Origin of the sequence: Methylobacillus rhizosphaerae, from assembly GCF_900187985.1 — a bacterium.
Classification (GTDB): Bacteria; Pseudomonadota; Gammaproteobacteria; order Burkholderiales; family Methylophilaceae; genus Methylobacillus; species Methylobacillus rhizosphaerae.
Window position 1 is genome coordinate 21,912 of the sequence record NZ_FZOA01000003.1, and the last position, 24,604, is coordinate 46,515.

19 protein-coding genes, 4 tRNA genes and 1 other RNA gene are annotated in these 24,604 nt (G+C 50.1%); 15 read left to right on the top strand and 9 right to left on the bottom strand.

Annotation, left to right across the window (positions count from 1 at the left end):
• Positions 1-6: 6 nt before the first annotated feature.
• The 7 genes from CHB59_RS03845 to CHB59_RS03875 all read left to right on the top strand — a co-directional run bounded on the left by CHB59_RS03845 (position 7) and on the right by CHB59_RS03875 (position 13,442).
• Positions 7-1,707 (top strand): hypothetical protein, encoded by a 1,701-nt coding sequence (locus CHB59_RS03845; RefSeq protein WP_089374928.1) that lies wholly within the window; start codon positions 7-9, stop codon positions 1,705-1,707.
• A complete protein-coding gene (locus tag CHB59_RS11635) occupies positions 1,704-8,600 on the top strand; it encodes an ADP-ribosyltransferase-containing protein (RefSeq protein WP_143738687.1) in 6,897 nt (2,298 codons plus the stop codon). The genes CHB59_RS03845 and CHB59_RS11635 overlap by 4 nt, the downstream gene beginning before the upstream one ends.
• 62 nt (positions 8,601-8,662) lie before the next feature.
• Positions 8,663-10,882 (top strand): SGNH/GDSL hydrolase family protein, encoded by a 2,220-nt coding sequence (locus tag CHB59_RS03855; RefSeq protein ID WP_089374929.1) that lies wholly within the window; start codon positions 8,663-8,665, stop codon positions 10,880-10,882.
• A 2-nt stretch (positions 10,883-10,884) separates the two neighbouring features.
• Complete coding sequence (locus CHB59_RS03860; protein WP_089374930.1) at positions 10,885-11,592, top strand: hypothetical protein; 708 nt, start codon at positions 10,885-10,887, stop codon at positions 11,590-11,592.
• Between the two features lie 168 nt (positions 11,593-11,760).
• Positions 11,761-12,267 (top strand): lysozyme, encoded by a 507-nt coding sequence (locus CHB59_RS03865; RefSeq protein WP_089374931.1) that lies wholly within the window; start codon positions 11,761-11,763, stop codon positions 12,265-12,267.
• A complete protein-coding gene (locus CHB59_RS03870) occupies positions 12,249-12,791 on the top strand; it encodes a lysis system i-spanin subunit Rz (protein WP_089374932.1) in 543 nt (180 codons plus the stop codon). Before CHB59_RS03865 ends, CHB59_RS03870 begins: the two co-directional genes overlap by 19 nt.
• Positions 12,792-13,106: 315 nt before the next feature.
• Positions 13,107-13,442: a YegP family protein gene (locus tag CHB59_RS03875; RefSeq protein ID WP_089374933.1), complete on the top strand. Its 336-nt coding sequence runs from the start codon at positions 13,107-13,109 to the stop codon at positions 13,440-13,442.
• A 142-nt stretch (positions 13,443-13,584) separates the two neighbouring features.
• On the opposite strand, the gene CHB59_RS03880 is transcribed toward CHB59_RS03875, so the two are convergent.
• The 8 genes from CHB59_RS03880 to CHB59_RS03915 all read right to left on the bottom strand — a co-directional run bounded on the left by CHB59_RS03880 (position 13,585) and on the right by CHB59_RS03915 (position 15,854).
• A complete protein-coding gene (locus CHB59_RS03880; protein WP_089374934.1) occupies positions 13,585-13,791 on the bottom strand; it encodes a cold-shock protein in 207 nt (68 codons plus the stop codon).
• A 188-nt stretch (positions 13,792-13,979) separates the two neighbouring features.
• On the bottom strand, positions 13,980-14,246 hold the full coding sequence (gene infA / locus CHB59_RS03885) for a translation initiation factor IF-1 (protein WP_089374935.1): 267 nt from the start codon (positions 14,244-14,246) through the stop codon (positions 13,980-13,982).
• 32 nt (positions 14,247-14,278) lie between these two features.
• Positions 14,279-14,515: a hypothetical protein gene (locus CHB59_RS03890; protein WP_089374936.1), complete on the bottom strand. Its 237-nt coding sequence runs from the start codon at positions 14,513-14,515 to the stop codon at positions 14,279-14,281.
• A 344-nt stretch (positions 14,516-14,859) separates the two neighbouring features.
• A complete protein-coding gene (locus CHB59_RS03895) occupies positions 14,860-15,192 on the bottom strand; it encodes a surface-adhesin E family protein (RefSeq protein WP_143738688.1) in 333 nt (110 codons plus the stop codon).
• A gap of 163 nt (positions 15,193-15,355) precedes the next feature.
• Positions 15,356-15,432 (bottom strand) — tRNA-Asp (locus tag CHB59_RS03900).
• A 51-nt stretch (positions 15,433-15,483) separates the two neighbouring features.
• Positions 15,484-15,559 (bottom strand) — tRNA-Val (locus tag CHB59_RS03905).
• A 91-nt stretch (positions 15,560-15,650) separates the two neighbouring features.
• Positions 15,651-15,727, bottom strand: a tRNA-Asp gene (locus tag CHB59_RS03910).
• A gap of 51 nt (positions 15,728-15,778) precedes the next feature.
• A tRNA-Val gene (locus CHB59_RS03915) sits at positions 15,779-15,854 on the bottom strand.
• A 197-nt stretch (positions 15,855-16,051) separates the two neighbouring features.
• Between CHB59_RS03915 and CHB59_RS03920 the strand changes: the two genes are divergently transcribed.
• Entirely contained in the window at positions 16,052-16,591 is a 540-nt protein-coding gene (locus tag CHB59_RS03920) for a peroxiredoxin (RefSeq protein ID WP_089374938.1), read from the top strand.
• A 45-nt stretch (positions 16,592-16,636) separates the two neighbouring features.
• Here CHB59_RS03920 and CHB59_RS03925 read toward each other — a convergent pair whose 3' ends face one another.
• Entirely contained in the window at positions 16,637-17,002 is a 366-nt protein-coding gene (locus CHB59_RS03925; RefSeq protein WP_089374939.1) for a thioredoxin family protein, read from the bottom strand.
• Between the two features lie 374 nt (positions 17,003-17,376).
• On the opposite strand from CHB59_RS03925, the gene ssrA reads away from it, so the two are divergent.
• The 7 genes from ssrA (at position 17,377) to CHB59_RS03960 (ending at position 24,375) form a co-directional block, all read left to right on the top strand.
• Positions 17,377-17,739: a transfer-messenger RNA gene (ssrA, locus tag CHB59_RS03930) on the top strand.
• A 165-nt stretch (positions 17,740-17,904) separates the two neighbouring features.
• Positions 17,905-19,119, top strand: a complete 1,215-nt coding sequence (locus CHB59_RS03935; protein ID WP_089374940.1) for a tyrosine-type recombinase/integrase — start codon at positions 17,905-17,907, stop codon at positions 19,117-19,119.
• A gap of 771 nt (positions 19,120-19,890) precedes the next feature.
• Complete coding sequence (locus CHB59_RS11710) at positions 19,891-20,034, top strand: hypothetical protein (RefSeq protein WP_179212066.1); 144 nt, start codon at positions 19,891-19,893, stop codon at positions 20,032-20,034.
• Positions 20,035-20,096: 62 nt separating this feature from the next.
• The gene (locus CHB59_RS03945) at positions 20,097-20,879 is read left to right on the top strand and encodes a hypothetical protein (protein ID WP_089374942.1); all 783 of its coding nucleotides are present in this window, start codon (positions 20,097-20,099) and stop codon (positions 20,877-20,879) included.
• A 93-nt stretch (positions 20,880-20,972) separates the two neighbouring features.
• Positions 20,973-21,182 (top strand): helix-turn-helix transcriptional regulator, encoded by a 210-nt coding sequence (locus CHB59_RS03950; RefSeq protein WP_089374943.1) that lies wholly within the window; start codon positions 20,973-20,975, stop codon positions 21,180-21,182.
• Positions 21,179-21,520, top strand: coding sequence for a hypothetical protein (locus CHB59_RS03955; RefSeq protein WP_089374944.1), 342 nt, complete (start codon positions 21,179-21,181; stop codon positions 21,518-21,520). The genes CHB59_RS03950 and CHB59_RS03955 overlap by 4 nt, the downstream gene beginning before the upstream one ends.
• A gap of 2 nt (positions 21,521-21,522) precedes the next feature.
• Entirely contained in the window at positions 21,523-24,375 is a 2,853-nt protein-coding gene (locus CHB59_RS03960; RefSeq protein ID WP_089374945.1) for a DUF927 domain-containing protein, read from the top strand.
• Positions 24,376-24,604 lie beyond the last annotated feature (229 nt).

Here is a 24,604-nt window from a genome sequence, read left to right on the forward strand (position 1 = left end):
TCGTTTATGCCAAGAGTGCCTACCTACGATAGTTTCCAGGCAACGCCAGATATATTGCCGCAAGTAAGAATTTCCACACCGGAGTTGCCGGACATTGCCGGTCAGCAAACACAACAGATGGCTCGCGGGATGATGCAGTCCGGTGGCGAGTTATCCAAGGTTGCTTTGGATATGCAGCGTGAGGTTGATGACTCGATCAACACAGAGGGCATGAATGACCTCATGAAATCCTCTACTGATCTTGAGTTATCAGCACTGCAACTGCAGGGAAAGAACGCGCTTGACCGCCCGGATGGAAAGAGTTTGCCGGATGAGTTTGTGGAACAGCTCAATAACCGTGCTACCGAAATTGAATCCAACATGAAAACGGACAACCAGAAAAAACGTTTTCGTATGGAAGCCAATCAGGTAAGCCAGCAACTGTACGGAAAGCTGTCCAAGCACATGGTGCAGCAACAAAAGGTTTATCAGGTTGAAGGGATACAGTCCCGCATCGAAACCGCACAGAATCGCGCATCCCTCTTGTATGGCGATGCCGAGGCTGTCGCTCAATCTCAGAATGCAATCTCCGCATCCGTAGATGAATTGTTAAATATGCAAGGCCTGGCTGGTGACAAGGACATCCGGGAAGCCAGAATGATGGAGGCCCTGACCCCTCTGCATGCCGGTGTCATTAACGGCCTGGCTGATAGCGGCCGCGTAGACCTGGCCAAGGAATACTACGACAAGAACAGCGCCACTATGTCATTGCAAGCCAGATCAAATGCAATGAAGGTGTTGGAGGAAGGACAACGGGAAGCCAGGGGGCAAGCGTATACAGAGCAATTCCTGTCTGAAGCCGGTGGCGATGTATCAAAGGCCTTGGCGTTGGCACGCGAAAAACTATCCGGGAAAGATGAGGATGATGTTGTTTCGCGAATCAAAAATATTGACGCTGAGCGTGTGACTCTGCGCGAGCGTGCACAGAAGGATGCGGCAGACCAAGCCTGGCAATTGCTCGCGGCAGGTCGGCGCATCCCCCCTTCTCTTTACGCCTCAATGGATGGCCGAGATGTAGCAACCATCCGACAACATATCGCAAATGGCTCCCCACAACGCACTGATGTATCCAAGTGGCTTGAATTCGTGAACAAGACACCTGCAGAAATGGAAGCGATGGACCCAGTGACATTGCTGCGTGATTACCGTCAATACTTCTCGGACTCAGACATCCGTCAGGCAGACGAGATGATACGAGGCATCAAGTCAAAGGATGTCACAGGTCTGCAAGTCTATACCACACAAGACCTAATGAACCGCACAGCTCGTGAACTTGGCATCTTGCCACAGAGCGGGACTAAAACAACCAAGGCACAAGATAGTCAGTATCTGGAATTTGCCCAACGCATGCAGGACAAGATAAAAATCCATGAGGCAACTACTGGTAAAAAGGCAACCCAGGATGACTTGTCGCGCCTGCTGCAAGAGGAGAAAAAGAACATTGTGTTTGTTGATGAGTGGGGATCGGACCCACAAAAAGCCGTCATTGCAATAACTCCGAATGATCAAGCCAAAACCTACGTGAATATTGGTAACGAAGAAATTTATACATCAAGCATCCCGACAGAGCAGCGCATCACCATCATCAGGAAACTACAACAACGAAACATGCCAGTGACAGAACAAGCCATTGCTGATTACTGGGTACGTGCAGGGAAACCCAAATGACCGATATATATGATTCATTAATGGATAGCGATAATAAAGCTCCCACTCCAGAGCAAGCCATTCCGCAAGTAGATATCTATGACCAGTTAATGGACGCGGACATTGATGCAGGACAACAACGCACTGGACTGGTGCTGGATGTTGTCAGCGGAATCAATCCAGACAATGCAGCCAAGGCCAAGAAGTTGAGCCAGACTTTTGGACTTGCACCTGAGTCGGTAGAGAAAGATTTGCCAGAGTTCGAGCGCCGTGCACGTATACGTGAGAATCAAGCAATCCTCGCGGCCTCCCCTATTCTTGCCAGGCAGATATCCGACCCTGAATTTGCAAAATTGGCACAGGATGACACTGCCAATCTTTCGGGTATCGAAACATTATTAAGGTCTTTCAAGCGCGGGCTGACCTCTGGATTGCAAGGTAATGATGCATCAAACATTGATGAGTCTGCCCAAATTCTATCGCTGATTGACCAGGTCGAAAGTGGAGGCAGCGTTGATCAAAACAATCCCTATGCTTCATTGTTTTCCGGTGCCGGCAGTAATCCAGAAGCCCTTCAAAAGCTACGGCAGGCGCAACAATCCCGCTTGTCAGAAAATGCTGTGGAGTTTACTCAGCGAAGCGAACAATTAAAGGGTTTGGTGCCAACAGGAAGCTTGGCACAGTTCTACTCGGCCAATGGGTGGCGCGAAGCATTTTCAAGTCTTGCATCAAGCCCGTTCTCTATCGCAACCAACATTGTGCTGGAGTCTACCGGCCTGCTGACACCCTCCCTCCCATTTATCATTGGAGGCGGTGTGGCTGGAGGTGCTCGCGGACTTGCGGCGCTCACGGGTACCACCTCTGCCAATGCCGAATACGGTACAGCAATTGCGGAAGGCATCCAGTTTGCAGGTATTGATGTGAATGACCCAGCAGCGGTTCAGGAGTTTGTTGCAACGCCTGAATTTGCAGAGCTGCGCAACCAGGCATTAATCAAAGCTGGTGTGGTCGGTGCATTTGATGCAGCAACAGCCGGACTGGCAGGCGTAAGAATCAGGCCATCTGCAGTTGGCAATGTTGCAGCACAAGGCGGGATTCAAGCAGCCGGCGGGGCTGCAGGTGAGGCAGTCGGGTCAGTTGCATCAGGTCAAGATATCAGCGCCAGTTCAGTGCTTGCCGAAGCAATCGGCGAACTTCCAACAGCAGTCATGGATGTTGCTGTCACAAGCGGAAAACAATTGCGCCTCAGACAAGCGCAAGCCATCCAGGCAGAACAAGGCGCACAGCTTATTGAGGGCCTGAATGATCTGGCAGCATCTAGCAAAGTTCTGGCGCGTGACACTGAAACATTCGAGCAGTTTATTGCCCAGGCTGCAGAAGATGGCCCGGTTCAGCAAATATTCATCGATGCCAATACCCTGATGCAGTCCGGCATTGCGGATCAAGTTGCAGCAATCTCCCCTGCCGTTGCAGCGCAATTGGATGAAGCCGTACAGACAGGCGGACAAATAGCCATCCCGGTTGAAGAGTACACAGCAAGGATTGCCCCATCTGAATTTTCTGCACTATTGCTTGACGATCTCAAGACGCAGCCTGAAGGTTTCAGTCGCGCTGAGGCGCAGGAATTTTTACAAAACGGTTTGCCTGCCTTGCAAGAGGAAATGCAGGCAGCGATCAACGAGGAAAGCAATACCGATATTTTTCGGGCATCCACGGAAACAGTTAAAGCTGACCTCAAAGCTCAGCTTGATAGCGCAGCCAGGTTCACACCGCAGGTAAACGATGCCTATGCATCCATGGTATCAAACTGGTATGCCGTTGAAGCTGCAAGGATGGGCATTACCCCTGAAGAAATGTACAGCCAATACAAGCTGAACATTGTGGCTGAGAATGTTGCGGGGCCTCAGTTTGAGCAATCTCAAGACGCCCCAGCATTCCGCGAATGGTTCGGCGACAGTAAGGTGGTGGATGCAGATGGCAAGCCGCTGGTGGTGTATCACGAGACGGATGCTGACTTTAGTGAGTTTCGCATAGAGGACGGTATCCGATCAGCCGGGGATGGTGAAATGCCAACCGGGGCATTTTTCAAGCCAACCCCGCGCAGCATAGGAGTATCGAATTCTGGACAGGTACAAATGCCGGTCTATCTCGCACTGCGCAATCCTCTAACTATCGCTAATCGAGAAGCGCTAACTAGACTGTATTCTCAAGAAATAGAAGGATATGGGGCACTGGTAGAAAAAGAAAAAGAAATTAATACAAAATGGAAAGATGACCCCAGGACAGACTGGGCAACAGAAACAGAGGAAAGCCAACAAGAGTTTGATGAAGCCATTGCTCAATGGGAGGCAGAAATTAGGGCTGTCGCTACGGAACAGAAGGATATGGTTAACCAGTGGTTTTCTTCGCAACCATATGATGGTCTGATTGTGGAGAACGATGCCGGGTCTATGGGTAGGAGTACAAAAACTTACATAGCATTCAAACCCAACCAAATCAAATCCGCTACCGGAAACCGGGGCACGTTCGACCCTAACGACCCTAATATTCTGCATCAATCACCCATCTCCCCTACTCAGCAAGCCATGCAGAAATGGAAGGCCGCACTAGGTCGTGTGCAGGCGAACAACCTAGACTATGCCCCGAGGATGGATACACCTGCTGTGCTGCAGGAAATGGGGATTGGGAGTTCCAAACTGGATATTCCAACACGGTACTTGCTGGCCATCCGTGAAAAACATCCTGACGTTCCCCTCTCCGTGTTTGAGAATCTGCCAACTTTACTGGCTGATCCGGTGTTTGTGCTGCCGCACAGAGAGGGTGGATTAACTGTAATATTAGATGAAAAAACGGATAGCGGATCTAGTATTGCAGTAGGCGTGCGTGACGGGCGCATTAGAACTATCACACCTATTGACAACGCACCAACACAAACCGCCGAGCAACGGGTAGCGAATTGGATAGCTGCGGGGTTATCGCAAAAAGGAAAAATATACGCTAGAAATAAAGAAACCCTCGACAAAGCGAGGGTTTCAAACGGGGCGTCTCCGGCGCTAATTGCCATGCAACGTGATCCCCGTAATGCGAGAAATATAATCACACGAGATAATCTTGTCAAGAAGCTTGGCAATGAATTTTATCAAGGCCCGCGCGGTGCCTTCAGTCCAGCCACCAATACCATTGCCCTGCTCAAGAATGCCGACCTGTCCACTTTCCTGCATGAGTCTGGCCACTTCTTCCTGGAAGCAAAGTTCGATATTGCTGCCCAGCTTCAAGGAAAACAGGCTGCAGGAGAAACGCTCACTACTGGTGAGCAATCTGCCCTGGATGATGCCGAGACTTTACTCAAGTGGTTTGATGTCAGCAACATCGCCACCTGGAACAGTATGTCAATCGAAGAACAAAGGCCAAGCCATGAGAAATTCGCGCGTGGATTCGAGGCCTATTTATATGAAGGTCGCGCACCAAACTTGGAGTTGCAAGGCATATTCCAGCGGTTCCGCGCATGGATGATCAACGTCTACAAGAATGTTGCAGCTCTGGATGTGCAATTGACGCCAGAGGTACGCAGTGTATTTGATCGCATGATGGCCACCAATGAGCAGATTGCATTGGCTGAGCAAGGCCGAAGCATGATGCCATTGTTTGCCAATCAGGAAGAGTCTGGAATGTCACCTGAGGAATATTCCAACTATCAGCTGCTCGGAGTTGACGCTACCAACCAGGCTATTCAGGAGCTGCAAGCCAAGAGCATACGTGATATGTCCTGGACAAATGCGCTCAAGGATAGAACCATCAAGCGCCTTAACCGGCAGGCCGCATCTGTGCGAAAAGGCATTAGGAAGGAAGTGCAGGAAGAACTGGAAGCCATGCCGATATTCCGCGCCATGCGGTGGCTGAAATATGGTGAGATGGTGGGCCAGGATGGGGAATCGGTCAAAGTCCCAGGCGGCAATAAACTCTCAATCCCCGCCCTGCGTGACATGTACCCGGAAAACGACCTGGTACCACTTGAGTGGAAATCTTTGGGCTATGGCTCATATGGCATGCTGGCAAATGATGGCCTGCATCCAGATATCGTTGCAGACCTGTTCGGCTTTACTTCGGGTGACCAACTGGTGCGCGAGTTGTTGGAGACGCCTGCCTTTAACGAAGCCGTAAATACAGAAACCAATGCCAGAATGTTGCAGCAGCATGGGGAATTATCCGACCCGGAATCCATTGCGCGCGCAGCAGATGCAGCCATCCATAATGAAGTACGCGCGAGATACTTGACCACAGAAGCCAATACGTTAGCCAAGGCATCAGGATCAAGAAAGGTGCTCGCATCAGCTGCACGACAGCTGGCCCAGGACATGATTGCCAGGCTTAAGATACGCAACATCAAGCCAGGTCAATACACCAACGCAGAAACCAGGGCCGCTCGCAATGCTGAACGTGCGTTGAGGTCTGGTGACGTTGCTACGGCTGCTACAGAAAAACGTAACCAACTGATCCAGAACTATGCCGCAAAAGCAGCGTACAACGCCCAGGAAGAGGTTGATAAAGGCTTGCGCTATTTGAACAATTTCAACGGCAATATCAAGAGCCTTGACGCTGATTATGCTGACCAGATTGATGCATTACTTGAGCGTTTCGATTTACGTCGAGGTCAAAGCAACCGCTCAGTTGATCGCAGGGTCAGCCTGGCTGAGTGGATCAACTCTCAGCGCGAAGCCGGAATAGAGCCGGATATACCACAAGAGTTGATCAACGAAGCATTCAGAACGTCATACAAGAACATGACGCTTGAAGAATTCCGAGGCCTTGTTGATAGCGTCAAACAGATTGAACACCTGGGCAGGCTCAAGCATAAGTTGCTCACAGCAGCAGATAACCGTGCATATGAAGCAGTACGTGATGAGATTGCCGCCGGCATATCTGCCAATGCTACGGGCAAAAAAGCCGATACCAGAAGTGCCACCACCAATGCTGGACGCATTATTCAGAGCCTAAAGCGATTCTGGGCAGCACATATCAAAGCCGCAACCTGGGCATATGTGATGGACGGTGGCAGAGATGGTGGTCCTGTGTGGGAATACTTCATCCGCTCAGCGAATGAGCGCGGGGACATGGAAACCACCATGCGGGCGGAAGCCACTGAGCGGCTGACTGAAATTATGGCCCCCGTTCTCAAGGCTGGTTCCATGAGGCGCAAGGCTCACTACACAACCATTGATCGCGGATTGACCAAAGAGTCGGTGTTTGCCATTGCATTGAACATGGGAAATGAGGGAAACACACAACGTCTGCTTGGCGGTGAAGGCTGGACAATCGACCAGGTGGCACCAATTTTACAATCCTTGACCGAAAGTGACTGGAAGGCAGTGCAGTCAATATGGGATTACATCGAATCATACAGACCTCAAATCGCAGCCAAAGAAAGAAGGATTTACGGTAAAGAACCAGACTGGGTGGAGCCACGACCTTTTAATATCACCACTGCAGATGGCAAGACAATCCACATAAAGGGTGGATATTACCCTATCAAATATGACCCAATGGCCAGTCAACGAGCCGAAGAAAACGCAGATGCAGAAACCGCAAAACGTCAGTTGCAAGGAGCTTTCACAACAGCTACAACTCGTCGCAGCTTCACAAAATCACGTGTTGATGAAGTACAGGGCCGTCCGCTGTTGTATACGATTGATGGGGTGTATTCAGGGGTGAACGATGTCATCCATGATCTGGCATGGCACGAATGGTTGATTGATGCCAACCGTTTATTGCGCTCACATTCCATCGATACTGCGATGCGCAACTCATATGGACCTGAGGCCAAGCAACAATTCAAGACCTGGGTGCAGGACATCGCTGAAGGTGAAAGAGGTGCGGCTAACGCTGTAGAAGCAGCAGCATCAAGATTGCGCCAAGGTGTGAGCGTTTCTGGTCTTGGATTTAACATCGTTTCAGCAGCCATGCAGGTACTAGGTTTAACTCAATCTATCGTGCGTATTGGCCCCGCATGGATGGGGCGCGGTATTGCAAAATATATTGCAAATCCTGTCGTCCTCTCCCGCCAGGTAAACGATATGTCAGATTTTATGGCAAACCGTTCACGCACAAGATTCCGCGAGCTGAACGAGTTGCGCAATCGGGTTCAAGGGCAAACTATATTCAATGAATACGTGGGCCGTTATGCCTATTTTCTGATGATGCGTTTTCAGATGGCTGTAGATGTCCCCACTTGGTGGGGAGCTTACGAGAAAGCTATTGCGGATGGCAATGTAGAAACCAGAGCAATTCAACTTGCAGATCAGGCAGTGATTGACTCTCAAGGGGGCGGTCAAACTAAAGACCTTGCAGCGATAGAACGTGGCGGCCCTATGGCGAGGTTATTTACTGTTTTCTATTCATTCATGAATACAGCATTTAATCTTGGTATTGCCAAGACTATGACAGCCAACACTCCTGCCAAGCGTGCAAGGCTGGCTGCTGATTACCTGTTGCTCTATGTCATTCCATCGGCACTTGGATTCGCAATGAAAGAAGCCCTAACACCAGGCGGTGACGATGATTGGGATATGGAAAAAATTGCCCGATCCCTTGCCGCTGAACAAATCAGTTACTTAATGGGAATGATGGTTATTGCCAGAGAGTTCAGTGAAGTATCCAAAATCATCACCGGCGCTGAAGGGGCAAGAAACTATCAGGGCCCTGCAGGCCTCAGGGTAATCAGTGACTCACTGAAACTTGCTCAACAAGCCAGCCAAGGTGAATTTGATGACGCCTTTAGGAAAGCGCTGGTTAATGTTGTTGGCTCCCTGGCGGGACTACCTGCCGCACAGGTAAATAGGTCTATTACAGGAGCCATTGCACTGCAAGAGGGGGAAACAGATAGCACAAGAGCACTTCTATTCGGATACCGACAATAAGCGGTGCGCGTATCTCACCCCCCAGGAGATAGCCTACACAGGCATCTTCCTGGAGTATCAACGTGACAATATCAAGCGAGAACAGAAAAGCTGGCCCCTATGACGGGGATGGGATATCCACCGAGTTCCCATTTGCGTTCAAAGTATTCTCTGCATCTGACTTGCTGGTTATCCGCACTACTCCCGAGGGGGTAGAAAGTACGCTTGCTGGCGATGGGTCAGACTATTCAGTCACTCTCAACGCTAACCAAAATGTCTCGCCCGGTGGAACTATCATCCTGACATCGGTTCTGGATGATGATTTTCTGCTGACAATCACAAGCAAACTGCCAAACCTCCAGCCAACGGACATCACCAATCAAGGTGGATTTTATCCGCAAGTGGTGAACGCCTCTCTTGATCGACTCACCATCCTGATTCAGCAGCTTGCCGAAGGTTTAAGCCGCGCGATCAAGGTACCGATATCATCGGATGAAGATGCAACCCCAGATGCATTAATGGCACAACTGCAAGCTGCAATTGAAGCGGCCAGTAATAGTGCGGGAGCTGCGGAGAACTCTGCGCTGCAGGCAGCGATTTCAGAGGCTAATGCGCTTCTGGATGCGATACGCGCTGAGGATGCCGCTGCACAAGCCGAGGATGCAGCTAGCCGGGCGGAAGCAACTTCCGGTCGGTCTTTTATAGATGAAGCCACGATGATGGCGGCAACTCCTGTGGAAATCGGAGAGCGTGTTGTTGTCACCAATGACCCGAATGACTCACCAGAAAACCCAGTTAATGGTGTGTGGGTCGCTACTGGAACGGGGGTTGGGGACTGGACGCGCTCTGAATGGCAGACCGCCACGAGAGCGGAAGTCGATGATTTAACTGTACGCGTCAATGGCGTTGACAGCAGAACCGAAGGAATCAATTCTCAAACTGAGTCTGTCCACCCGTATGAAATTGTTGATGCCGCGGGGAAAACACCATTTTATATAACTGATGTTGGAGTCACTACTATGCCAGGAGGAGCAGAAACGGTAAGAGTGGAGTCTCCAAATATCGTGCTTAATGGCCTTGATCGAATTGTTGGCTCTGAGTCGAGCGACCCTTATCCGCATTTGGAAATGGATCGAAACGGTCGTGTGCTGTGGGCAACACTGCCAGGAACTGGGGAGAAGCTATACCTCGGTTTTCCGCTACACAATCACCGGGGACCCTTGTCGGGTGATTTTTTTGCCATCGGCGACAGTATCACTGCTTACGGCGTGGCCTGGTCTGGCGCCAATGCTTCTGGCACTAGTTATTCCCCTTGTCTTAATGACCAGTCTTGGCATGCATGGGCCTCCATGAAAACCAAAGGCAGGCTCCGGCTCACAGGCATTTCAGCCACTGGTGGGTACACAGTCACACAGGTTAAAAATGTACATTTGCCAAATGCCATTGTAGCAAAACCCACCTTCTGTGTTGTCATGTGCGGACGTAACGACATTGTTCAAGGTCTTGATATTGACACAGTGACGATCCCTGCATTCAAGAGCATCTTTCTGCAACTTCGTAGAGCCGGAATCATTCCGGTGGTTTGCACAATGAGTGCTCATGGCAACTCATCTAATAACACTCGACGTATAGCAGAGCATCGACTGAATGCGTGGCTACGCGCTTATGCCAAGCAATACGCTCTGCCTTTTGTAGACTTGCATCGATATACAGTAGATCCTCTGACTGGTGACTGGATCAGCGGCTATAACCAGGATGTATCGCATCCGAATGGCACCGGTGCCAGTGCTATGGGTGATGCTCTCATAGCAGGCTTGGAAGACTGGACAGCGACTACTTGGACTGCGCGAGCAGATGAACAGATCGCAGCCGGGCTATCTCAGAATTTGATTCAAAACGCCCTGTTTTTGACAAACGATGGTATCAACCCTACGGATTGGACTATTTCCACGGAGGGAACATCAGTCATTGAAACTGATGCAGAGGTGAAGGGTAATGTCTGGACATTTTCAGATCAGGAATCGTATCTAACTGTTGCTGCAACTACAGGTCAACGCATGCAGCTAGGTTTTTTTGCGAAGACGGCCAGTCAGTTTGATTGTTACGTCGTGGCTGGTGACTCGTCGTCAACTACAAATCTTGCTGGTATCCGAAATTGGAAAACGAACATATCCGATTTAGGGTATTTCAGCTACGAGTTCGTGGTTCCAGATGGCATTACTCAATTAACTGTCAAGACTAAAGCTGCAAGTGCTGCTTGCTCACTTGCACAGATATCACTCATAAAATTAACGGAGATTTAACCATGCGTCTTATTCTAGACACAGTCATCAACAACAGCGACCTGCCGCTTGTTGATCCTGCTATGCAGCTTGTGCGTCCATCTGCCCTGGCCGTGTACGACATGCTTTCAAATAAAGACAAGTCGGGCAATACCACTCTTGGCTTCAGTGGAACGTTCAGCGCAGAGGGCGCAGTACTCGATACTGTAGATCGAGTGATTAATACGAACGTGATAGAACAAGATGAAATTTCGATTCTTATCTGTTGCAATCTCGTTCAGCGTGCTGGCGTTGCGTTCTCGGTTGTATCAAATATGACGCCTGCGACTGCTCCCTTCCTAGGTTTTAGAAATATTTCTACTACCAGCGATTCAGGAACGCTTGCTGTTGCAACTGGCCTCGCATCACCTAATCAGGCGGTTACCATAACATCTCAGCTCATCGGCGCATGGACAAGTCGGGTGCTTCGTATAAAAAACTCAGAAGTCTCAACTATTACTCGCTCAGGCACGGTAACGCAGGCGGCTTTGACGAATCGTGCAAAAAATGTGGCGGTGCCCATATATGTTAATGCGCTTGATGCATCTGTTGCGGCTGGAGTTAAGACGGGCACAACAGGAACCGTTGGGCTTTTTGCGGCTTACTCTGAATATCTAAGCGATAGTGATGCTATAGGGTTAATGAATATTTCAGCGCAGATCATGGCCGATCGCGGTGTGACCTTACCTTAAGGTAACCCATGGACAACACTGAAATATCCCACCCAGTAATCAAGGTAATCTCCGTCTGGGCAGCAGTCGGGATTACCTCTTGGGCTGACTTCGCTGCTTTCCTCGCCGCCGTCTACTCCTTGATCTTGATATGCGAATGGGTGTGGAAGAAGGTACAGAGTCTCCGCAATGGCTAGTCCGCGCATTCTCGTTGCCGCCCTCACTCTTTCCGCCAGTGCATTTATCGGCCTGGTGGTAAGTGAAGGGTATACAGACAAGGCCATTATCCCAACGGTCAATGACCGCCCTACTCTAGGTTTTGGCAGTACGTACCATGAGGATGGGAGCGCAGTTAAGTCAGGAGACACCACCACACCAGTGCGCGCACTGATCAAAGCCCAGACTCATATCAGCAAAGAGGAAACCATCTTTCGCGCCAGCTTGCCGGGTGTTGCGTTGTCCCAGGCAGAGTATGACCTGTACATGGACTGGGTCTATCAGTACGGCACAGGTGCCTGGAGTAAATCCAGCATGAGGCGCAATCTGCTTGCTGGTCAGTACCGCGCATCCTGTGACTCTTTGCTGTTGTATAAGTACAGCGGAGGGTATGACTGTTCGACGCCAGGCAACAAGCGCTGTCCTGGAGTCTGGACACGCCAACTTGAAAGGCATGCCAAATGTCTATCAGCGCAATAGTCGGATGGAAAGGCTACGCCATCGCAGCCGGATTATCTGCTGTACTTTCAGCGATCGCAGCATGGACAGTGCAAGACTGGCGGTACACATCGCAGATCAAATCTATCGAAACCGAACATGCAGAAACTGTAACCCAACAACTCATCTACGGATTGGCCAAGTCCGAAGAATACCGGCAACTTGAACGCGATCTTGCTACAGCACTCACCAAGGTTTCCGGCTATTACCAGGAGAAAATCACCAATGTTGAAAAAGACAAGACTCGCTTTATCGCTGGTGTGCGCAATGGCACTATCAAGTTGCGCGACCCCTACCAGGCAACCGGCAGTGTTGGAGGTATCACCGCCGCAGCCCTCGGCGCCACCGGCGGACTTAATGCAACAGCAGGATGCGAACTTTCGGGAGAGGCTTCTGAATTTCTTTACAGTGAAGCCGCCAGAGCAGATAAAATAGTTGAGCAACTTACTGCATGCCAGGAAGCAATATGGAAATATGTTCGATTCCTTGAAAAGGATCACAACTGATCCATTCCCCAATAATTACCCACACATCCTCAAAACCCATCAAATACGGTGTCAATGGTGTCTGACGGGGACACCATCCTAGAATTCAAAGCAGTTCAACACCGTCCAACAAACCCCGGTAAATCCTAGTGATTCCGGGTTTTTGTTCATGACTATTCAATGACGCTCATTGCGACTCATATCTCAACAATTCTCCACATCTTTACTTCCGCAAGTCCTATACTTGTTTTTTATATATACTATGTTTCACAAGCTGCGATTGAGCTTGAGTAAAAGTCGTATTTAAAATCTTGTGTGTTACTTCAGGAGGATAGAATGGCTGGATGGTTCGAAATCAACAAAAGTGAAAAGAATGGTCAATACAGCTTTGTTCTCAAGGCTGGCAATAGTGAAATCATTCTGACGAGTGAGCAGTACGTAGCAAAGCCGTCGGCTGAAAATGGCATTGAGTCTGTTAGAACAAACAGTCCCAATGATGCCCGGTATGAAAGACTGACCGCGTCTAATGACAAACCTTACTTCAATCTTAAAGCAGCTAACGGACAAGTGATCGGTACCAGTCAGCTCTACAGTTCAGTTGAGAGCCGCGATAAAGGTATTGAATCCGTGAAAACCAATGGCTCAACACAGACAGTCAAGGATAATACCTAGACTTCGCACCGGGTCAGGATATCCATGACTCGGTCATAGATATCTCCTTAAGATATACGTAAAAAAGCCCGGCTATGCCGGGCTTTCAATCAGCTAACATTGAAATGCACCAGCATTCAATGTTAATCGCTAATCAGAGATATTACTCAGGCTTGATATTGCTAGCTTGCTTGCCTTTAGGTCCATCAGTCACGTCAAAGCTGACGCGTTGGTTTTCAGCCAGGCTCTTGTAACCACCTTCATTAACAATCGCAGAGAAGTGGGCGAACAAATCGCTACCGCCTTCATCAGGAGTAATGAAACCAAAACCCTTGCTATCGTTAAACCATTTTACTGTACCTGTTGCCATAACGCATTCCATTCATTCATTTGTGGGGAGGCGGCCCAAAAGTTTGTATTTCAAATTCTGTAAAAAATCAAAGTTCAAACGCCTTAGTTGAGTTTTTACGTTTTTATTTCCCGCATGTCAACTAATAATTGATTTTTTACGAATTTTTTATATGCCTTACCGACAAGTAATTGTCATCAGTTATGCACTTACCTGGAAAATGACTTGCCCTGTCTAGCCGGCCTAGGACCGTTGGATTCGATATGCCTGAAAATAACACGTCCCTTGCCCAGATCGTATGGAGAAAGCTCTACAGTCACTTTGTCACCTGCCAGGATACGAATATGATGCTTGCGCATTTTTCCACCGGTATAGGCAATTAACATGTGTCCATTTTCCAACGTCACCCGGAAACGTGAATCAGGTAGAACTTCGTCTACCTTCCCTTGCATTTCTATCAACTCTTCTTTAGCCACAAGGCCTCCTTAATTTATTCATTCAATATTCGTTATGCAAATGCCAGGGGATTTGCCAGCCAACGCTGACCCTGCTCTGCAGCATGCAACAACGCTTTCTCTCGCGTCTTGAACTCACGACTGAAGCTAAAAATACGACAATGACTAGCCGTGCCCTTTCCGCTACTGATGGATATGGACGAGATATAGCGTCCGCTCTCAGCTGCTCGCGAAATAGGGGTAATAAGATAACGCCCGACCGTAAACGGTTGGGTTCCTGATAAATTCATGTTAAATACTCAAAGTAGCCTAGGCTACGCAATAGAGATGACTGATTCCACTCATCTTGCCAGAGAGGGAAGTCATCGCAGGACAAAACATCTGTCCGGTGTGAGGCTTGCCATAAGGAAAGTTTGACCACTGTCAATTTTTAGAAGTGGCGTTAGTGGCGGGAGTAGTGAGGAAACCGCAACACATCTCAGAACTTGCTGTAGAAAAGGTAAGCAATCCGCTACAGCCTTTCTAGTGTAGTGCATTAACCCGTCTCATGTCGAGCATGTTGTGCTGTTACAGTCAAATTCACAGGAAAAACCTGCTTGATTTTAAACTTCCTGGTGCCACGGTTTTACCGCAATCAGGGCAATGGATTGACCATGCGTCGCACCTGACATACCAGGTCAGCCATCACGTTGGCATGCTCATCCAGCTGCACGGGCTGCAGTGCAGTGCGGTTGGAGGATTGGCGTAACAGCTTGCCTTGCGCATCAAAAAATGTTGTTTCCAGTGTGCGATACAACTGCTTCCTGCAATCAAACTCCAGCCTCATGTGCTTGATTGTGCGCGGTACGCCTTCAGTTTCCAGTTTCGCCAGCATGGAAGAGTAAATGCCATTCTCAGCATAGGAATCCGAGTCTATAGATAAACTGGTAGCCTGACTCTCGATCAAGGGTTCCCATTCCGTAGCCACGGCAATGCCTGGCAACAGCAAGAATATGAATAAGAAAATGGATGAATGCATATGCAGGGCCTGCGATTGTCTATCTATATCTTGCCGCAAGCATTCAAACGCGGATATCAGTCAAATGACGCATAGGCCAAATAAAAAAGCGAATCCGAAGATTCGCTTTTTCTGGCGGAGCGGACGGGGCTCGAACCCGCGACCCCCGGCGTGACAGGCCGGTATTCTAACCAACTGAACTACCGCTCCATAACTCTGCATCAGGTTGTCATGCCTGACGACTTGTCTCAACAAGGACGGTGGTGGGTGATGACGGGGTCGAACCGCCGACATTCGCCTTGTAAGGGCGACGCTCTACCAACTGAGCTAATCACCCGTGCCTTGTGAAGCGTGTGCATTTTACATGCACTTTTTACTCTTGCAACTTTCTCAAGAATAAAAAAGCGAACCCTGAAGTTCGCTTTTTCTGGCGGAGCGGACGGGGCTCGAACCCGCGACCCCCGGCGTGACAGGCCGGTATTCTAACCAACTGAACTACCGCTCCATAACTCTGCATCAGGTTGTCATGCCTGACGACTTGTCTCAACAAGGACGGTGGTGGGTGATGACGGGGTCGAACCGCCGACATTCGCCTTGTAAGGGCGACGCTCTACCAACTGAGCTAATCACCCGTGCCTTACTGAGAGCGCGCATTCTACAGGATTTTCCGTATTTGGGAATAGGCCACTACAACTTTTTTGCCCGGCCGCTCAAATCCTTTATTCCTGCCCCGCCATGCATAGCGGGATACGCTATACTGATAACCTGAAATTTCAAATACTTGCATCTCATGATATGCAGGAAGTGAACGCACCCACCAGGAGAAACCATGCTGAAAATTCTTTCACTCATTGCCATATTAGGGTTGGTAGCGCTGGCTGTATTTCGTTCCGCATATGCAGCGCCTGTACCAAAACCGGGCACTCCGGCCCCTGACTTCATATTACCTGATGCCAAAAAGGAGCAGCACCGCCTCAGCGACTATGCTGACCAGTGGCTGGTGCTGTATTTTTATCCCAAGGATGACACCCCCGGCTGCACCAAGGAAGCCTGCAGCTTTCGCGATGACTTGCACCAGCTTGAAAAACTCGGTGCAAAAGTAGTCGGTATCAGCGTGGATGACTCAGACTCCCACGCCAAGTTCGCCGAGAAATACAGCCTCCCCTTCCCCCTGCTTGCCGATGCGGACGGCAAAGTGGCTGATCGTTATGGCGCCTTGACCAATCTGGGCCTCATCAAAATTGCCAAGCGCTACACATTCCTGATCGACCCCAAAGGCAATATCGCCAAGACATACCTTAGCGTGGATACCTCCCGCCACTCGCAGGAGATCATCGACGACCTCAAACAACTCAAGGCACAACCATAAAAAAACGCCGGGACATACCCGGCGTTTTCCATATCATGCAAAGATCTAAACCGCCTGCTTCTCCTTGAAATAGCGGTCAATCTCCGTCACATCAAACTCGCCCCAGGCTGCAATCGCTTCATCCAGCTCACGGGCAGTCATATCCCCCACCTGCGCATCCACCACGACCTGATTGCGGATCGGCATCACGGCTGGAATCTGTTTTACATTGAAATACTGCGCAATCTCGGGCGACTCATCAATATTCACCATGGCAAACACAATCTCGGAATGCACATCCGAAGCTGCCTCAAATGTGGGAGAAAACGACATGCATGGCTCACACCAGGGAGCCCAGAAATCCACAATCACAAACGCATTGCCTTCAATAGCCTGCTTGAAATTACCCTTGTTCAAATGCTGCACTGCCATGACCACTCCTCGTCTTCTATCTCATCGTTATCGACACCTGCCCTACTAGACAGGCTAATGCCAGTCTAGAGGCGGATCACCCAGCACACAATGTCAAAACCTCCCGTTATTAACCGGGGAGTTATACCCAATGCTAGAGCGGAAAACACCATGCGACATGCCTAACACACCCTTAGCAGTTGAAATGACACTAAACAATGAGCTTGATAACTCATTGCTTCCTTTGAAAATTCACACAACTACGTTTACGACATAGCGGCCCATGCATGACAAATCAAGGCGAAAAACCAAAAGAGCGGTTATAATTGGCCTCTTGGCTGGCTCAAAGAACTTTCATTACAAAATCCAGTCATAGCAGTAGCTTCAAACCATCAGGGGCCGACCAGGTTTCGACGTGGGTTGCAAAGCAGCGCAGGGCATACCGAGGCCTAGTCACCTCGTAAATAAACTAGAACAAGTATAGTCGCAAACGACGAAACTTACGCTCTAGCCGCTTAATCCCGGCTGGACGCTGCACCGGAAGGCCTCTCGGCCGGGCGGGGTAACCCGCAGCAGCGTCATTTAGAGAGGATCGTGTTGTATTGGGTTACTTAATACAACATTAAATCCAAGGTAACTCGCCTGCTGTTTGCTTGCTCGTTGGTGGGCATCAGGTTAAATCAAACAACACAGCTAAGTATGTAGAACTGTCTGTGGAGGGCTTGCGGACGGGGGTTCGATTCCCCCCGGCTCCACCAAATACCTGTTCAACGCAATGCAGAGCAGTACACCAAACCCCGGCAAATCCTAGTGATTCCGGGGTTTTTTGTTTAATACCGTTCAATCCCGTCCGTTGACATCCAGCGATTTATTGGGGTAACTTTAGGGGTAACACACTTATCCCAATATGGAGTTACCCCAAAATGGCTTTGAATGACGTAGCAATACGCAAGGCTAGCCCTCGTGATAAGGCATACAAGCTCTATGACGAAGCCGGGCTATTCATTCAAGTTACCCCAACTGGGGGTAAGTGGTGGCGCTTCAAGTATCGTTACCAAGGCAAAGAGAAGCTGCTATCCCTTGGCACTTATCCTGATGTGTCATTAGCCCAGGCGCGTGAACGTAGGGATGAAACCCGAAAGCTGCTTGCACAAGATATTGACCCTGGTGAGAATCGCAAGGCAGTCAAGCAAAGTAAGCAGTCCAATGCCGCTAACAGCTTTGAGGTGCTTTCCAGAGAGTGGACTACATTGCACATGGCTGACAAATCCGAAAGCCACCAGCAAAGAACCTTACGCAGACTTGAGGTATATCTATTCCCCTGGATAGGTAGCAAACCTATTGCCGATATAACAGCCCCTGAAATTCTGGACTGTATCAGGCGCATTCAAAATCAGAACAAGTTAGAGACAGCACACCGCACCTTGCAATCTGCGGGACAAGTATTCCGCTATGCCGTGCAAACTGGCCGGGCTGATCGGGATGTTACAGCAGACCTAAAAGGCGCTCTCCCCTCTCCCACTGTCACCCATATGGCTAGCTTTGTTGAGCCGAAGCAAGTAGCAGAATTGTTAAGGGCCATTGATGGCTTTACAGGCACGTTTACAGTTCAAACAGCCTTACGCCTTGCCCCGTTGTTTTTCGTGCGTCCTGGTGAGCTACGTACAGCCAAATGGGCAGATATTGATTTAGAGGCCGGTGAATGGCGTTACCGGGTGAGCAAGACTAAGACTGATCACCTGGTGCCACTCTCTAGCCAGGCAATTGCTTTACTCAAAGACCTGCACCCAGTATCTGGCCATGGTGAGTTTGTGTTTATGGGTGGCCATGATCCCAAGAAGCCAATGAGTGAAGCAGCTATCAATGCCGCATTGAAACGTATGGGTTACGACACCAAGACACAGATCACCGGCCATGGCTTCCGTGCAATGGCTCGTACCCTATTGCATGAACGGTTAAATATCGACCCGCATATTATCGAGCACCAGCTAGCGCATAAGGTGCCAGATGCTTTGGGCAGTGCCTATAACCGCACCAAGTTTATTGAGCAGCGCAAAGAGATGATGCAGGCATGGGCAGATTATTTGGATGAGTTGAAAGCGGGTGCAAAAGTGATCAATTTTAAGGGGGCAGCATGATGATGCTAGGTGGAGAGAGTCATTTAATAACGGTGACAATTTGTCACCCTTTCTCAACATCTTTACAGGTAATTTCTTCTCCTTATTGATTTTTTGAGTCGGGGCAAGTCGGGGCGCTCGGGGCACCGCGTCATTACTGGGTTTCAGACGCCCCGAATTTCCGGGGCATACTCGGGGCAGTCGGGGCAACATTGTTCAAAGCCGTTCAATGCAGTCCGACTGATTTACAACGCGCCTGTTATATCTGCTGGCATATCCACCAGCGATTTGAAAAGGGCATTACCGTGATACGTGCGGATTCACGTATGAAAAACGGGGCTGCTGGTGATTCGAGCACCAGCAGCCCCTAACCACAATCAAACCTATGTAGGAGGTTTCACCATGGCTGCTGTAGATTCTACCCCTGAATGCCCGGGCGCTCTCACTGAGTCTGCCCCTCACCAAGACATCCCCGCTGATACGCTGAATGCTAAGTATGGTTGGATAGATTCAGGCGACAAACTGAACGAGGCGCGGAAGATAATCGAATTCCTGAGCAGGGCTATCACTAGAGGAGATGATTCTGACATCCCCGGGCCTGGATATAGCGAGGGGCTTCATTGCATTTTTATGGATGTGCAAGCCCGGCTTGAGATTGTGGATCACTATCACGACAGCATAAGGGAAAGATCATGAGTAAACAGGCCCTTGCTCCTTAACCCAAATACTCAACCGGCTATTAACATACGAGACGCCTACCAGCATCTATGCCGTATCAATAGCATTGCTTACTTGCTGGTGGATGAACTTGAAGAACAGCTATCAGTGAATGCCAATACCCCGGAATGGCTCAAGCTGCATTCGTCCCTGGCCTTAAGCCTGCTAGTCAAGAGGTTATCCGGGGAGCTATTGGAGCATTTGGATATTGTGGATTAACCACCAGCTAACCCGGTATTGGCATGGCGCCAGTGCCGGGCCAAACACGGGATGGGAATACTATGAGTAAAGAATTTTTTCTAGGTCGTGGGAGTGGTGAATATCCGTCAAAAGACCCAGATCGACGGCAGGATTCAGACACGCCACACAGGAGGGTTGGATACACATTAAAAGGCTACACGAGTAATCTTTTTCTAAGCCTGTTTGATCAGCAGGAAATATTCAATTCTTTGGATTATTACGCCACCAGCTTAGATTCTGACAGCACGGACTATAACTTTTTCAGCGAGGTAAGATTAATATTAGTGAAAAATCTCAACCGCCTTAGTAAAGCATTGCAAGATTTTGAGGTATCGGAAATTGCAAAGCTAGGAATGCTAGATGCTGGGCGGGCTGCTTTCTATGAATACAGAATGTCCTATCAGCGGAAAATTGTGACTGATATCCAAGACCGGCTGATGGCAATTGGCCGCCTCTCCCAGCTTACTGGACAGGTGGATATTATCAAGGTGCTGCTGTTGCAAGCATGGGTAATTGATATTCAGCTTAAAACAAATACCCTTGAGCTACTGGCAGAGAAGGGGAAGAAGTTTTCATCGTCATCAGGTAAGGGCCTGGATGCATTAGGCAATATATTGCTGAATTTAATGCAACAGCATGGTAAAGATACGGGTAAAAAACAGATATTAAAACTACTGGAAGATATGGCTGATACATCATCAGAACAAGCTGTCATTAGAGAGGTCGATTATGAAAATAAACTGGTTTACTGGAGTCGCTTCACGCCAACAGCTTTCGACACCATTGGAAATAGACTGAGCAAATATAAGAAGAAATACTTTTAATTTTCACGCTTTCCGGCAAACCGTGAATCACGGTTTATAAAGTAAGCATCGCACGGCGCCCAATCGGATGCTGCAAGACTTGAGGAAACAGCGATGCTACAAAACACCCTACCCAATACAGGCTTTGTCCGCCTGCCCCAAATCCTTTCCGTTATCCCTGTTGGTAAATCTACTTGGTGGAGCGGCGTTAAAGCCGGGAAATACCCTGCACCTATCAAGCTGGGAGCCAATACCACCGTATGGAAAGCCGAGGACATTCATGACCTGATTGCAAAGCTGGCTGCAGAAGGGGCTTCAAAATGAACCTATTTGATGAGCCTATACAACCCGTATCATCCAATGCTCTAGGAGAGCATGAAGCGGCTGCGTTAGCAGATCGTATGTTGAATAAGGCTGCTGATATTGTTGCCAATAGCGATGCCTTGAAGCGAGTACAGGATTATAAAAAGGATGCTTCCAAGGCCCTAATACCCGCCCTTCTAAACATGATGGCTGCTGGCTATACCGGCCACCAGCAAGCCGTGATCATCAAGCACTTGGCCTCTATAGATGAAAGCCTGAAACGCATTGCAGATAAGCATGATGACATTGCCGAGGCTACCGACTTCATAGCTGCATCCCAGCCCAGCCATGAGGGCTGAGCATGGCCTCTATCGCACAAGTCAAAACGGCAGCCCTCGCCGGCATCGATAGCGTGTTGGCCCACTGGTGCCCAGGCGGTAAACAGCAAGGCCGAGAATACTTGCCCCTGAATCCCAGGCGGGCTGATAGCAAGCCTGGTTCGTTTTCAATCAACCTGGATACCGGCGCATGGGCAGATTTTGCAGATGATGCCAAGGGCGGTGACCTAGTGTCGCTAGTGGCATATATCGAGGGAATCGGGCAAGGGGAAGCTGCCAAGCTACTGGCCCAGTTCCTCGGGATGGATAGCGGTAAAAGCGACTCACAGAAACGCGCCACCAGCCCACAACACAAGGCAGGCAATACCCAAATATCACTCACCAGCAAAAAGCCCGAGTGGGAAGCGGTGTTACCCGTGTCTTCTGATGTCCCGAAGCCACCAGCCCGGCATTATCGATACGGTGTGCCGTCCATGCAGTGGGCATACCGTGATACGACTGGTGGGTTGCTTTGCCTGGTCTATCGGTTTGAGCCTGGCCAGTCTAGTGACCGGAAACAGTTTGTACCGCTGACATGGTGCAGGAATGCCCAGGGTAAGCATGAATGGCGCTGGCAAGGGCTGGATAGTCCCCGGCCTTTGTACAACCTGCCGGGTCTGGAGAGTAAGCCTGATGCCCTGGTGATTGTATGTGAAGGTGAGAAAGCCGCCGATGCCGCCGCTGTATTGTTCCCTGCCGCCGTCACCACCACGATGCTGAACGGTGCACAGGCACCCGGTAAAACGGACTGGTCCCCACTGACCGGGCGTAAGGTCTGGTTATGGCGGGACAATGATGAAGCTGGTTTGAAGTGCATGCAGGCTGTTGATGAGCTGCTACGCAAGGCAGGTGCTACCACGGTACAGCATATCAACCTGGCCATGATCGAGGGGCTACAGGACAAGGATGATGCCGCTGACTTGGTAGCACGTGGATGGACGGCGGGCCGTATGGACGGGTTAGCTGGTGGGGATGGTTTCCTGGTGGATAGACTGGCCCCTGCATCATCTCCATCCGCATCCACCAGCGCCGCCGCACCTATGCAGGATGACGCACTTGATACGCCTAGCAGCCGCTTCCATGTGAATGATCAGGGGGTGTGGTATTACGGCAAATCCGATACTGGCAATGATGCCCCACCTTTATGGATATGCTCCAGGTTGGATATTACGGCTGTTACCCGGGATGCCAAAAGTGAGAGCTGGGGGCGCTTGTTGGAGTTTGATGACCCGGATGGCCAACACCATGCCTGGGCTTTGCCGATGGAGATGCTGGCCGGGGATGGTACTGAGTATCGCCGGGAATTGTCCCGCATGGGCCTATTGATTGAACAAGGCACCAAATCCCGTAATCTATTAAGTCGGTATATCCAGACGGCCAATGTGACAGCACGTGCTCGATGCGTAGAGCGTACCGGCTGGCATGATCAGGTGTTTGTGATGCCGGATAGAACCATAGGCCAAACAGACGATGAACGCATCCTGTATCAGTCACTGAACGCTACCCCTAGCACATTCAAGACACGGGGCAAGCTGGTGGATTGGCAAGTATTGGCAGGCTTGTGTGCGGGTAATTCCCGGCTGGTGTTTGCTATCTCAGCGGCCTTTGCCGGGCCGTTATTGCACGTCACAGGCATGGAATCAGGCGGCTTTCATTATCGAGGGGATAGTTCTACAGGCAAGACCACAGCATTACGCGTGGCTTCATCTGTATGGGGAGGAGCTGACTTCCTGCAGCGGTGGCGAGCTACCGATAACGGCCTGGAAGCCCTGGCAAGCCAGCATAGTGATTGCCTGCTGGTGTTGGATGAGATCAGCCAGGTTGATCCCAGGGCAGCAGGTGAAGTGGCTTATATGCTGGCCAATGGTAGCGGTAAGGTGAGATCGGGCCGTACCGGGGCCATGCGTGATACTGCCACCTGGCGCTTGTTGTTTATCTCCAGTGGTGAAGCCGGGCTAGCTGAACATATGGCAGAGGCTGGCAAGAAGCCCAAGGCAGGCCAGGAGATACGCTTGCTGGATATTCCAGCAGATGCAGGCAAGGGGCTGGGGTTGTTTGAACAGATCCACGGCCATGCTGGTGGCGCTGCATTTTCCAAGGTGATGAATGAGCTGGCTGTCAAGCATTACGGCTCCCCTGCCCTGGCCTTTATCAGCAAGCTGGTGGGGCAATATACAGAGGTACAGCGGGCTATTAAGGAGGAGCAGGAGTTATTTAATCAGGACCATTTACCTGATGATGCTGGTGGGCAGGCTTACCGTGCAGCCTTGCGCTTTGGCCTAGTGAGTGCAGCGGGTGAGTTGGCCACGCAATGGGGCATTACCGGCTGGCAACCAGGCGAGGCTAGCCAGGCAGCGGCCATGTGCTTCAAGGCATGGCTGGCCCAGCGTGGCGGTGCAGGCAATCAGGAACAGGCAGCTATGCTGGCCCAAGTACGCCAGTTCTTTGAGCTGCATGGTGAGGCACGTTTCACAGATTGGGACAGGCCTGCATCTGACACCAGCCAGCATGCACCCAAGACCGTGAACCGAGCAGGCTATAGGCGGCACTATGATGCCAAGGATGAGAATGGACAGCCGATATACAGTGGCAGCACTTACCCTGAAGGCGATGAGAGGAAAGCCAGAGATACAGAATATTACGTGTTCCCTGTTACGTTCGAGCAGGAGATATGCAAGGGGTTTGATAAACGTATTATCAGCCGCCTGCTGGTGGACAAGGGAATTCTTATACCTGATGGTAAAGGTTACACACGCAAGGAAAGGCTACCAGGTGAAGGCAATACCCGCTGCTATAGAATCACCAGCAAGATATTTGATAGCGATGATGAGGCTTGATTGTGTCACCCAACGCAATCAATGGACGGACGGCATTGCACGGCTTTGAGCAATGTTGCCCCGACTGCCCCGAGTATGCCCCGGAAAGTCGGGGCGGCTGAAACCCAGTAGTGACGCGGTGCCCCGAGCGCCCCGACTTGCCCCGACTCAAAAAATCAATAAGGAGAGAAAAACGCGTGTGAAGCCTGGGCTTCAGAATATAAATGCGCGGGGATTTTTGAGAACGGTT